This is a genomic window from Streptomyces sp. CLCI03 (assembly GCF_053615355.1).
Map to the genome: position 1 here is coordinate 2955539 of NZ_CM132132.1, position 12274 is coordinate 2967812.

General features: G+C 69.3%; 13 protein-coding genes. 12 read left to right on the forward strand and 1 reads right to left on the reverse strand.

The genetic code is table 11. From position 1 onward, the window contains the following. The first annotated feature begins 26 nt into the window (after positions 1-26). Together traA and traB are read left to right on the forward strand one after the other, a co-directional pair. Positions 27-542 carry a plasmid transfer protein TraA gene (traA, locus tag ACWG52_RS13320; protein WP_453128765.1) on the forward strand — a complete coding sequence of 172 codons (516 nt, stop codon included), beginning with the start codon at positions 27-29 and terminating at the stop codon, positions 540-542. A gap of 21 nt (positions 543-563) precedes the next feature. Beyond that, a complete protein-coding gene (traB, locus tag ACWG52_RS13325; RefSeq protein WP_453128767.1) occupies positions 564-2558 on the forward strand; it encodes a plasmid transfer protein TraB in 1995 nt (664 codons plus the stop codon). 160 nt (positions 2559-2718) lie between these two features. On the opposite strand, the gene ACWG52_RS13330 is transcribed toward traB, so the two are convergent. Then, the gene (locus tag ACWG52_RS13330) at positions 2719-3210 is read right to left on the reverse strand and encodes a hypothetical protein (protein WP_453128769.1); all 492 of its coding nucleotides are present in this window, start codon (positions 3208-3210) and stop codon (positions 2719-2721) included. Between the two features lie 216 nt (positions 3211-3426). On the opposite strand from ACWG52_RS13330, the gene ACWG52_RS13335 reads away from it, so the two are divergent. The 10 genes from ACWG52_RS13335 to ACWG52_RS13380 all read left to right on the forward strand — a co-directional run bounded on the left by ACWG52_RS13335 (position 3427) and on the right by ACWG52_RS13380 (position 12234). Next, positions 3427-3633 carry a helix-turn-helix domain-containing protein gene (locus ACWG52_RS13335; RefSeq protein WP_453128770.1) on the forward strand — a complete coding sequence of 69 codons (207 nt, stop codon included), beginning with the start codon at positions 3427-3429 and terminating at the stop codon, positions 3631-3633. After that, positions 3630-3863 (forward strand): helix-turn-helix transcriptional regulator, encoded by a 234-nt coding sequence (locus tag ACWG52_RS13340; protein ID WP_453128772.1) that lies wholly within the window; start codon positions 3630-3632, stop codon positions 3861-3863. Before ACWG52_RS13335 ends, ACWG52_RS13340 begins: the two co-directional genes overlap by 4 nt. Before the next feature lie 298 nt (positions 3864-4161). Continuing rightward, entirely contained in the window at positions 4162-4407 is a 246-nt protein-coding gene (locus ACWG52_RS13345; RefSeq protein ID WP_453128774.1) for a hypothetical protein, read from the forward strand. Further along, complete coding sequence (locus tag ACWG52_RS13350) at positions 4404-5300, forward strand: bifunctional DNA primase/polymerase (RefSeq protein WP_453128776.1); 897 nt, start codon at positions 4404-4406, stop codon at positions 5298-5300. Before ACWG52_RS13345 ends, ACWG52_RS13350 begins: the two co-directional genes overlap by 4 nt. Then, the gene (locus ACWG52_RS13355; RefSeq protein WP_453128777.1) at positions 5297-7027 is read left to right on the forward strand and encodes a DUF927 domain-containing protein; all 1731 of its coding nucleotides are present in this window, start codon (positions 5297-5299) and stop codon (positions 7025-7027) included. Before ACWG52_RS13350 ends, ACWG52_RS13355 begins: the two co-directional genes overlap by 4 nt. Before the next feature lie 437 nt (positions 7028-7464). Then, entirely contained in the window at positions 7465-7665 is a 201-nt protein-coding gene (locus ACWG52_RS13360; protein WP_453128778.1) for a hypothetical protein, read from the forward strand. Then, positions 7662-8258 carry a hypothetical protein gene (locus tag ACWG52_RS13365; protein ID WP_453128780.1) on the forward strand — a complete coding sequence of 199 codons (597 nt, stop codon included), beginning with the start codon at positions 7662-7664 and terminating at the stop codon, positions 8256-8258. The genes ACWG52_RS13360 and ACWG52_RS13365 overlap by 4 nt, the downstream gene beginning before the upstream one ends. A 261-nt stretch (positions 8259-8519) precedes the next feature. Next, positions 8520-9002 carry a phage terminase small subunit gene (locus ACWG52_RS13370; RefSeq protein WP_453128782.1) on the forward strand — a complete coding sequence of 161 codons (483 nt, stop codon included), beginning with the start codon at positions 8520-8522 and terminating at the stop codon, positions 9000-9002. Further along, entirely contained in the window at positions 8983-10632 is a 1650-nt protein-coding gene (locus tag ACWG52_RS13375) for a terminase (protein ID WP_453129064.1), read from the forward strand. The genes ACWG52_RS13370 and ACWG52_RS13375 overlap by 20 nt, the downstream gene beginning before the upstream one ends. Before the next feature lie 405 nt (positions 10633-11037). Then, positions 11038-12234, forward strand: coding sequence for a site-specific integrase (locus ACWG52_RS13380; protein ID WP_453128784.1), 1197 nt, complete (start codon positions 11038-11040; stop codon positions 12232-12234). Positions 12235-12274: the final 40 nt, after the last annotated feature.

Consider the following 12274-nt stretch of genomic DNA (forward strand, 5'->3'; position numbering starts at 1 on the left):
ACCCGGACCGAGCTGGAGGACATCGAATGCCGATCAACGGGCAGCGCACGAGCAGCAGCACGCGGTCCAACCCTCAGAGCAAGGGCGGCAAGACCAAACACGGGCCGTCGTTCAGCTTCGGCCCGAACATCAACGTCAACTCGACCAAGACCACCACCACGGGCGCCGGCCAGGGCGCCGCCGGTACCGGCCGGTCGCAGTTCATGCTCCCGGACCCGTCGTTCGCGTCCGCGGCCGAGCTGCGGAACTACTGCAACACCCTCCGCGCGTTCGGCGTCCACGCATCCATCGAGGTCACGGTCGCCGCCGAAATCCTGCAGGCCGCCCTGTCCCAGGCCGCCGGACTGAAGGACGACAACATCATCCAGCACAAGCTGAGGGCCCGGAAGGTCGCCCGGAAGCTGAAGAAGTCCGGCGAAGCCCTCGCCGACGCGGCCGCCCTCGCCGCCGCCACCTACGCCGCGTTCCAGCGCGAGTACGCCGACATCATGTCCGCCCGCACCCCGAACCAGCCGGCGCAAGCCCGCCCGTTCCAGTACTGACCCTGAGAGGAGAGCACCGTCATGACCGGTAAGGACATCGAACAGCGGCACGAGGACCAGCTGAAGGGCAGCTCCGACGCGGGAGGCGTCAAGGCCTACCTGCTGCACCGCGCGAAGCCCTACCTGCCGCCGTGGCTCGGGGTCGGCGCCCTCGCCGTCTCCGGGACCGTCGGACACCTCGTCTGGCACGGAGACGCAGCCATGGGGATCGGCCTCACCCTCGGATCGGTCGTCCTTACCGGCGCCACCTGGTGGGCCGGCAAAGCCACCGGGCCCGAGAGGCGCCTGCACTCGGCCATCACTGTCGCCGCAGGTTCCGCCTGGTTCACCTCGGCAGCCGTCTTCACCCCGTCGTACAACGGCCTGGCCGTCGGCGGCACCGTCGCCGCCCTGACCTGGAACATCCGCCAGATCTACCGCCGCGACCCGGACGGCGTGAAGGCCATCGCCGAAGGCTCGGGCCTGCTGGAGAAGGTCGGCCTGGCCAAGGCGATGATGCAGCGCATCAAGGTCGAGCCGAACCGCGTGACGGCGCCGATCGCCCTCGAGGCCGGCGAGCAGACCAACGACGACGTGGCGAAGGCCCTGCCCCGGATCGCCTCCGCGCTGGACCTGCCGACCACCGCCGTCCGGTACAGCCCGGACCCCGCATCGGCCCGCCGCGGGGAACTCGTCGTCGTCCCCATGGACATGCTGTCCGAGATCATCCTGTGGGAGGGTCCGGCGCTGCCCGGTGGATCGATCGCCGACCCGCTCGTCATCGGCCGCTACGACAACGGCGATCCGCTGCAGCTGTGGCTGCCCGCCGACGTCAAGGCCGGCCGCAACGGAACCCACGTCCTCATCGCGGGCATCTCGGGCTCCGGCAAGGGTGATGGAGCACTCAACGTCCTCACCGAGATCCTCTCCCGGAAAGACGTCATCACCTGGCTGTCCGACCCGAAGGCGTTCCAGGACTTCCGGCCGCTGCTGCCCGGCATCGACTGGGCCGTCGAGGCCGGAGCCGGCACCGAAGCCATGGTCGAAGCGGTCCAGGCCGTCATCCCGGCCCGCACCCGGTGGCTCGGCGCCCACAAGTACCGGGCCTGGGAGCCCCGCTGCTTCGACACCCAGAACGACCCGGATCACTCGTGCAAGGCGAACGGCCCCTGTGGCTGTGAGGGCATGCCGTTCCTGGTGGCCTGGTTCGAGGAGGCCGCGAACACGCTCCGCGCCCTCGGCGACGACACCTTCACCGGGATCGCCCAGGAGGCGCGCTCCGCCGGTGTCTCCCTCATCGTCTCCCTGCAGCGGCCGAGCCACGACCAGATGTCCACCAGCACCCGGGCATCGCTGCCGTCCGTCATCTGCTTCGGCGTCGACAAGCGCGACGAAGGCTTCGCCCTCCCCGACGAAGTCCTCGACGCGGGCGCCCACCCGGGCGCCTGGTCCAACCGCCGCCCCGGCTACTGCTACCTCGTCACCCCCGGCATCGACGAGACCCTGTACGCCTCCCCTGCCCGCACATGGCGCTTTACCTGGGACTCCATCTCCATGATGGAAACCCTGGCCGCGTGGGCCGGCCGCCACGGCGCCAAGCCCGACCCCATCACCGCCGGCGGCGCCGCAACAGTCGTGGGCAAGGCGTACACGGAACGGGCACAGCACAAGGAGGAGAACCCCGACGACGAGGAGCAGACCGTGAGCCGCCTGGACGACGAGGACCTCGACATCGACCCGAACGAGGAACTCCCCGACCCACTGCCCGGCGAGGAGAACGTCCCCTTCGGACAGCTGCAAGGTCGCGACCTCAACGCCGATCAGGCGCGCGACGTCCTCGACGCCATCCTCACCGAATTCGAGGAAGCCGGAACCATGGTGATCGGCACCAAGGACGTCATGGAACACGGCGACCGCCTCGGCCGACAGCGCGGATGGGTCTCCGGAGAGCTGCAGCGACTCATCCAGGACGGCCGCCTGGCCATCACCGCCAAACCCGGCCGGTACCGGATCGTGCCCGCCATGGCCGACGCCTGACAGTCCTGACACCTTCTGACGCGTCAGACCGGTCTGACACCCATTCTCCTAGGCGGGAGCGGGTGTCAGGCGGTTCTGACGGTCGGCCTGACACCCGCCTGACACACGAAAGCGGCCCATCCTGACAGGTCAGGGATGAGCCGCGATCTGAGACGCGAAGCTAGGCGTACTTGCCCCGGCGCCCCTGCGGCAGCAGTCCGAGCTCACGAGCCCTCGCCGTCCAGCGCTGGATCGTGCGGGGGGTCACTCCCTCAGCCTTGGCCAAGTCGGTCGCGGGGCCCATCGACGACTGGGCAACGCGCGTGTACCGCATGGCCAGGCGGGCGAAGAACTGGGTGTCGTCCGGCCCATCCGGACGACCGAGCGGACCGTCGTAGGGATCAGGGCCGGCCAACAGGGCCGCCTGAACCCCGGCGACACCGGCCGCGCGCCGATTCCGTACAGCAGCCTCAACGGCCGCAAGCGGGATCGTGCGCAGCTCACCGATCCCCAAGGGCAGCGGACCCGGTACGTACATACCGGTGATCGCCGCCCCGCCCGCCTCGTCGAGACCCATGCGAAGCATGACCCGCCGGCCCGTCTCGGCATGCTCGATCACGTCCCACGAGACCGGATCCTCGACGCCGATCTGCAGGCCGGCGACAGCGTCCAACTGGGTCGCACTGTCCTGGTCGATGGGAGAGGCGACCACGCGCCATGGGGCTGGAAGGTCCTGGTCACTAATCACGGAGCCGACGATACGGCTCCCACCAACGCCAGTCAACGTTCATGGCAACAAGCGACAGTCGCTTGTTGCCATGAGCGACAGAATGCGCTACAACCTAATCAGTCGTTCATGGCAACAAGCGACTCAACTAGGAGAGAGTCCATGGACCCCTCGGCCCTGCAAGACCGCATCGACAAGTACCTGACGACCGCCGAAGTGGCCCGTCGATACCGCGTCGCGGCTGGCACCGTCCGGTACTGGCGCCACATCGGCTACATCCCCGGCGGCGTCAAGCGCGGCCAGCGGTGGCTCTACGACCCCGACCTGCTCGATCAGTGGGACGCCGAGCAGGACGGAGCCGCGGCATGAGGCAGCCCGCCGTGAAGGGTCGGCCAACCCTCGCTGTGATCCGCAGCTGGCCCGCCACCATCAGCATCCCCCAGGCCGCCGAAGCGCTCGGCTGCAGCAAGAGCCACCTGCACGAGCGGATCAAAGCGGGACAGTCCCCCGTCAAGACCATCCCGTTCGGCAGCCGGCACGTCGTCATCACCGCAGACCTCGTCCGCCTGCTGTCCGGGGAGGAGCGAGAAGCCTCATGACCCAGAAAGCGAAAGACCCCCAACAGCTCCACACTGCCAGGGGTCCAGAAGTCTCCGCGCCTAACGGTTCGACCGGCACAAGCGTCTCACACGACCAGGCGCCGCAGGTAGCCGGCCGACTCGACACATACAAGAGCCGCGGCCGCAAGCACCACCGTCAGATCCGAGTCGAACGGTGCCCCGGATGCGGCTACGCCCATCTCCACCGATCGCCCCTGGCCCTGGTCGCCACCATCGCCAAGACCGGCCCCTGCGGCACCGAGTACGTCATCGTGCTCCGCGCTGAGGCGGTGGCCGCATGAGCGATGACCGGCACGTCTTGGACCTCCTACAGGAAGCCCTCGGCCCCGAGCACGCCGAAGAGTCCATCACCCAGAACGGCCACACGGCCCTCACCAGCCTGATCAGCGCCCTCTGCTGGCAGGACGACAACCCCAACCGCGCCGAGTACATCGCCCGGCTCGGCGCACTCCACAAGGACGACGACGAACCCGTGCTCGCCGCGATCATCACGGCCGCCGGCTGGCTGAAGGAGGCGCGGTGAACACCTGGACCAAGGAGCGCGACGGCTCCCGACACGCGGCCTGGCAGTCCGCCTTCCACCAGGCCCTGCAGGCAGCAGCCCGCGGGAACGCCGTCTTCCCCACCCGGAACAAGATCCCCGCCATCCCGTCGCCCCACGAGCGGGGGCACAACTGCAAGGGGCAGTGCGGGCAGCCGGGGCACGGCGTGTACGACGCAACCACCGTCGCCGCTGATGTCCGTCGCCTGTTCGAGCAGGCACCCCGGGCCGATGGATATGGGATCGCCTGCGGCGGACGCATGATCGGCCTCGACCTCGACCGCAAGAACGGCGTGGACGGAGTCGCCGAACTCAACCGGCTCGCCTCGCAGTACGAGTTCAGCGTGCCCCGCACACTCACCGTCTGCACCCCGTCCGGCGGGTTCCACCTCTGGTTCACCGTCCCCGCCGGCGTCACCATCCCCAACAGCGCGGGCCGGCTCGGGCCCGGCATCGACGTCCGCGGTACCGGCGGCTACGTCGTCGGCCCCGGCAGCCAAGGCAGCAGCGGCCAGTACGTACTTCACCCCGCCCTCGGCGAGATCGCTGTCCTGCCCGCCCCTCCAGCGCTGATCCAGCTGATGCTGCCCAAGCCGATCCCCCGACCGGCCCGGCAGTACACGCCCACCGGAGACAAGGCCACCGCCGCCCTCGACGGGCTCGTGAACGTCGTCCTCGGGGCGCCCGACGGTACGCGCAACGACCGCCTGTACTGGGCCGCAGCCAAGGCCTGGGCGCACGTGATGGACGGGCATATCGCGGCCTGCGATGCCGAGGCTGCGCTTGTAGAGGCGGCCGTCCGCCGGGGCCTGGCCGAGGCCGAAGCCCAGAGAACCATTGCGTCCGCACGGCGCACGACTGCTGGAGCGCCATGACCACCGAAGCAACCCTCGAGAGGCCCGACACGGGCGAGCAGGCCGACCCCGCCGAATGGTCGGACACGCGGCTCGTACCCGAAGGGGTACGGATGCCGTCCGGCTACAGCATCAACCACGGCGGTGTGTGGGTCGAGAAGCAGATCTCCAAGGACGTCTTCGTCGACGTGCGGATCAGCTGGGCGCCCCTGGTCGTCCACTGTGTGTACGTCGACCCCATCGGGGACCAGGCCGTGGAACTGGCGTGGGTGGACGGGCCTCGCGTCGTCACTCGTACCGTCCCCCGGTCGGTGGTCAGGCGAGGACGCATCCTCGTCGCCACCCTCGGAGACGCTGGCCTGCCTGTCATCGAGTCCGACGCCAAGCTCGCCGAGCGCTACCTGGCCGCGTTCGAGTCCCTGAACCGAGGCAAGATTCCCCGCGTCCACCTGGCTCGCCAACTCGGCTGGCAGAAGGACGGATCGTTCGTCACCGCGCAAGACACCCCGCACCGGGTCGAGGTCAAGTACGACGAGCAGAAGCCCGCCCTGGCCGCGCACCAGCCAGCTGGGACGTTCGAGGGCTGGCAGGCCGCCATCAAGGGCATGGAGGCCTACCCGGCGGCGCAGATGGCGCTGTACGCCTGCCTCGCCGCCCCACTCCTCGAGCTGGTCGGCGTCAACTCCTTCACCGTCGACATCAGCGGCCGTTCAACCCGCGGCAAGACGACTGCCGCGGCCGGGGGGATGAGCGTCTGGGCAGACCCCAGCGAGAAGGCCGACGGCATGTACTCCTGGCGCACCACGATGCTCGCCGCGGAGAAGCGACTCAACCTCGTCAATGGCCTCCCCGTGGTCTTCGACGAGACCAAGCTGGTCCGGGACCCCGAGATGGTGCACGCCCTGCTCTACTCCATTCCCAAGAACCATGGTCAGGCCCGCGGCGGAGGGTGGCCCTCCGGACTCCCCTGGCGGACGGTCATGGTGTCCACCGGCGAACAGTCCGTGCTCACCTTCACCACCGACCAGGGAGCCGGCGCCCGCGTCCTGACGGTGAAGGAGGCCCCGTTCGGAACGGGCGGCGCCGAGTCGGCAGCAGCAGCCATCGAGGTCCGCGACGGGTGCGCCGAGAACTTCGGTACCGCCGGCCCCCGGTTCATCGAAGCCCTCGGCGAAGCCATCGCCGGAGCGGGCAAGCGAGCCTTGGTCGCCCGGCACAAGGCCCTGACGGAGGCCCACCGGTACGACAGCGACATGTCGGCCCGGCGGGCGCCCTTGGTGGCCTGCCTGGCTCTTGCCGCCGAACTCGCCAGCGAATGGAGCATCGTCCCGTTCGCCGCACCGCAGATGGATGTCTGGCGCCGCCTGTTCGCGGTATCCGACCAGACCGACAACCGCGGCGAGATGGCGCTGGACGTCGTCCGCGAGTACGTCGCCTCCAACCGTCGCGCGCTGTGGGCACCAGGTACGGAGAACGAGCAGCCGTTCAGCGGATGGATCGGCCGTGACCTCCTGGTCGACGAGGAACCCACCATCGGACTCCTCCCCGAGCGGCTGAAGGAGACCCTCAAGAGGGCCGGCTACGAACTCGAATCGGTGATCCCCAGCTGGAGGGAGAGCGGTCTCCTGATCGAGAGCAGCTCCTACCGCCCGGCCTACCTGCTCAACCGCAAGCTCAACGGCTCCAAGGTCCGCATGTACGTCTTCCACCCGACCGTCTTCGCCACCAACGAGGAGGACGGAGAGTGACGTGACCCCGCTCTATCGAGGAAAAACAGCCTCTCTCCTCGCCCCAAGTGCGTACCCCCTCTTACGAGATACATCCTCGCAGCTCAGACCCCACATGAAGGGGGTACGCGGCAGTGCGTACCCCCACCCCACCACAGGCCCCGCAACGGCAGGGGGTACGCAGCGGTGCGTACCCCCATCGACCGAGCAAAGGTGCAGCTCAGAGCGCTTGCCGCCCCCCGACCGTTGGGGGTACGCACTTGGGCTCCACACAGAGAGTGTTTTTCTACGCCCCACAGATTGGAGTAACAGAGCGTGAGCCGCAAGCAGGACAAGCAACGCAGTGGGCGCATGTGCAGCCTCTGCAACAGCCCCTCCGGCTGCCGCAGCGTGTGCGCTGCCTGCAGCCCCAGGCGCGGCACCCGCGTCCACCGAGACAAGTACGCCAAGAGCCGGCAGTGACCCGGCCCCGCCGCCGTGTGCCTCTCGCCTGCCAGGCCTGCGGCACCCCCGTCCGCAAGAACCGGTACCGGCTGTGCGCCGCCGGCTGCGGGGCCCGGCTGCACACGCTCGCCTACGGCCCCTGTACGGACGCGCACGCCCCGATCTGCCCCAACCACCAGCCCCACCCCCAAGCCATCGAAGGGACCCAGTCATGACCCCTGAAGAGATCCGCTCCCGCCTCGACAGCACCGTCCAGCGCATCAACGGGCTGAAGAACCCCAGCGCCCGCGCCAAGCAGACGATGATCGCCCGCGCCTACATCGAGGCGCGCGACGCCCTCGACCAGCTCAAGGCCGATGAGGTCGCCCGGATCGGCCGGCAGCGCCAGCAGCTCGACCGCAAGCTCTTCGGCACCAACGGGTTCAGCCCCGACCCCAACACCGTCATCGCCCGACGCGACGCCAACGACCGAGCAGCCAAGCTCGATACACCCCGAGAAGCCGAGCACGCACTCCGCCGCGCCGAACGGGAAGGCGACCGCATCATGGCCAAGGCCATCGCAGCCAAGGCCGCCGACTACTCCGCCGACCCCAACTGGGCACAACTCCTCAACCAGTACGTTGCCGGCAAGCCCGAGGAGACGGCCACGTTGCAGGCTCTCGTCGACCTGCCCAACACCGACGACGGCGTGTGGCAGATCAGGAAGGCCATCGAGTACAGCGTCGCCACACCCTCCGAGCTGGGGGACCAGATGCCCGAGGGCCTGGCCGCACTGCCCCTCGACGGCGACGCACCGACAGCTGCATGACCCACGAACTCGGCGTCAACGGCATCGACATCGTCGAGCAGTCGACGAGCGTCGAACCCATGGTGCGGAGCCGGCTACCTCGAGCCGCACCAGCGCCGATGCCTCGGCCGGAGCCTCACCGCTCCGGCCGAGGTGGCCAAACGATCAAGGCTCTGACCTGGGGGGATGCACCCCTAGGCGATCTTCCCAGATCGGAGCCGTGTTGCTGTCGTCTGTGGCCCCGGGTCTGGGGCTTTTGGATCTTGAGCTAGGAGGAACGCCATGGCTGGTCGTGGACCCGCCCCGAAGGACCCCCGGCGCCGCGCCGGCCACCGCAAGGACGGTCATCAACAGACGGTGCTCCGCTTCGAGCAGGCCGAGGCGCCCGAACTGCCCCCGCTGCGCGCCCGCCAGGGCGACGAGATGGTCGAGGTGCCGTGGCCCGCGGCGACCCTGGAGTGGTGGGAGATGTGGAAGGCCAGCCCGCAGGCCGAGCACTTCACCTCGACCGACTGGTCGTTCCTCCGGGATACGGCCCTGGTGCACGCCCGGCACTGGAGCGGGGAGTCGACGGCCGGCGCTGAGCTCCGGCTGAGGGTCGCCAAGTTCGGCGCCACCCCCGAGGACCGGGCGAGGCTGCGGATGCAGTTCGCCCAGGCCGACGAAGCCGACTCGAAGCGCCCGCCCGGCTCCTCCGCCGAGGAGCAGTTCGCCGACCTGAAGGTGCTGCCGGGGGGTGGGTCGGATGCCGTGGCGGGGGCCTAGATACGAGGGCGAGCTGCCCACCCTGGGATACCAGGTCATCAACTGGATGCACACCTACCTGGCAGCCCCTGACCGGTCCGAGTACGTGCCGTTCCGGCTGACGCGGGAGCAGGCGCAGTTCGTGCTGAACCTGTACGCCGTCGACCCGCGGACGGGGGAGCGCCGCTACCGCAGGGCCGTCCTGTCCCGGCCGAAGGGCTGGGGGAAGTCGCCGCTGCTGGCCGCCCTCACATGCGCGGAGGCCCTGGCGGACGTCGTCCCGGACGGCTGGGATGCCGAGGGCGAGCCGGTGGGCCGCCCGTGGGCCTCTCTGCGTACTCCGTGGCTGCAGCTGGCCGCAGTGTCCGAGGACCAGACGAAGAACGCGTGGGCGCCGCTGCTGGAGATGCTGCGGGAGGGGCCGGCGCTGGACGAGTACCCGGGCATCGAGCCGCTGGACACGTTCGTGAACCTGCCGCAGGGCCGCATCGAGTTCGTTACGAGCGCGGCGACGTCCCGGGAGGGCAACCGGCCCGTGTGGTGCGTCCTGGATCAGACGGAGGAGTGGCGCGCGTCGAACGGCGGGGTGAAGTTGGCGGCCACGCTGCGCCGGAACCTGGGCAAGACAGCCGGCACGTCGGTGGAGTCCCCGAACGCCTACATCCCGGGTGGCGGCAGCGTCGCGGAGTCCTCGGCCGAGTACTTCAAGCGGATCCGTGAGGGCCGCGCCCGCGACGAGGGCCTGCTGTACGACCACCGAGAGGCGCCCCCGGAGACGGACATGGCCGACCGTGACTCGCTGATGGCCGGCCTGCGACACGCCTACGGCGACTCGGCAGCCCAGGCGGGCGGCTGGGTGAACCTGGACCGGATCGCGGCCGAGGTCTGGGACCCGGACACCGACCCCCAGGACGCGCGACGGTTCTACCTCGGCCAGATCACCCACGCCTCCGACTCCTGGATCACGCAGCCCGAATGGGCCGGGGTCGCGGACGTCGAGAAGACCGTCGGCGAGCGCGAGACGGTCGTGCTGGGCTTCGACGGCTCCCGCCGGAGGTCCCGCGGTGTTACGGACGCTACGGCCCTCGTCGGCTGCCGCGTCTCGGACGGACACCTGTTCCTGCTGGGCTGCTGGGAACAGCCCAACGGGCCCGAGGGCGAGGGCTGGCAGGTGCCCGTGGTCGAGGTCCTGGCCGCGGTCGAGGACGCCTACAAGCGGTACCGGGTGGTGGGCATGTACGCCGACCCGGCCAAGTGGGAGTCCCACGTGGCGACATGGGAGGCGAAGCACGGTCGCCGGCTGAAGGTGAAGGCAACCGTGCAGCATCCGATCGAATGGTGGATGACCGGTGGCCGGGCCCATCTGATCGTCCGTGCTCTGGAGAAGTTCCGCTCGTCGGTCGTCGAGAACGAGCTGACGCACGACGGGTCGAGTGTGCTGACACGGCACGTCCTGAACGCGAGGCGCCGCCAGTCCCGCGTCGGCGCGCAGATCGCCAAGGAACACCCCGACTCGCCCCGGAAGATCGACGCTGCCGTGGCCGCGGTCCTGGCCTGGCAGTGCCGTGTCGACGCGCTGGCCAAGGGTCTCGGCAAGGAGAAGACCGGAGTCGGCACCCCCGGCAAGGGCCGAGTCATCGTCCTGCGCTGATCAACCAAACGGAAGGAGGGCCGTCATGGCCCACAACTGGGGCACGTCCAAGAGGGCCAGCCGGCTGCCGGGGAACTGGCGGAAGATACGGGCCCAGGTGCTCGCCCGGGACCCGGAGTGCCGGATCTGCGGTGTACGCCCGAGCGTGATCGCGGACCATATCGAAGCGATGACCGACGACCACCGGCTCGAGGCCCTGCAGGGCGTCTGTGCGCCGTGCCATCGGGTGAAGACATCCGCTGAGGCCAACGCTGCTCGTGCAGCCGCCCCAAAGCCCGGCCGCCGTCGACCTGAGGAACCCCACCCCGGGCTGCTGTAGCAGCCCCCATATGCACGTCCAACCCCGCTACCCGCACGCAAACTCGATCGCTCGTCCAGGTGGCGGGCGCGACCAAGGAGCACGGCATGCCGGACCCCATCAAGAAGATCACGTTGCGGAACGGCACCGTGCGCTACAGGACCGTTGTCGACGCCGGCCGCGACGAGAACGGCAAGCGGATCCAGCTCACCATCACTAAGGACACGCAGAAGGAGGTGAGGGAGGAACGCGCGCGGATCACACATCAGCGCAAGGCCGGAGATCTGATCGTGCCGAGCAAGCTGACGGTGGCCGAGTGGCTGGACCAGTGGCTGGAGTACAAGCGGCGTGACGTCGAGGAGACGTCCATCACGACCTACGAGCTGAACCTGCTGCACCCGCGGGAGCGCCTGGGCCACATCCGCCTGCAGGAGCTGACCGAGGATCACGTGCAGGAGTTCGTCGACGAGCTGGTGGCCAGCGGTCGGCGCAGCGGCGGGAAGCCCGGTACGCGCCTGGCGGTCTCTACCGCCGTGGTGGTACTCAACCGCCTACGCCAAGCGCTGGCCCGGGCGGTCGTCCGCAAGCACATCTCGACGAACCCAGCCCAGTACGTGCGCGTCTCCCTGGCCGACAAGAAGACCGACAAGCGAGACCGAGCGCGGGTGGCGCCTTGGTCGGTCGCCGAGGTGCAACGGTTCGTAAAGGGGATCGAGCGGGACCGCCTCTATGCGCCGCTTCTGCTGTCCCTGATGGGCCTCCGGCCGGCGGAGGTCTGCGGGCAGCGGTGGGCGGACATCGACCTCAAGGCGGGGGCCGTCGAGATCACCAACACGCGGACGATGATCGGGAACGTCCGCGTCCTCGAGAAGGACACGAAGACGTCCTCCGGCGAACGGGCCCTGCCGCTCCCCCAGGGGCCGCTCGAGGCGCTCAAACGGTTCAAGGCGCAGCAGGCCCGGGAGAAGCTGGCCGCGGGTGAGGGGTACACGGACACGGGTTACGTGGCGGTCGACGAGCTCGGGCTGCCGCTGAACACGCGGCAGCTGCGCGAGTACGCGTACCGGCTCATGGACAGCACCGGCCTGCGGCGCGTCCGCCTGTACGACGCCCGACACTCCTGCCTGACCTACCTGGCAGTGAACGGGGTCCCGGACGTCGTCCTCGCCGCGTGGGCCGGCCACACGAACGCGTCGTTCACGAAGCGCCGCTACGTCCACCCCGGGATCGAGGATCTGCGCTCCGCCGCCACCGCATGGGACGGATTTCACGGGGGCTCCGAGAAGACGTCGCCGCAGGGCTAAAAGGTGATCTTGTGAGAGATTGTGAGAAACGATCTCCGAT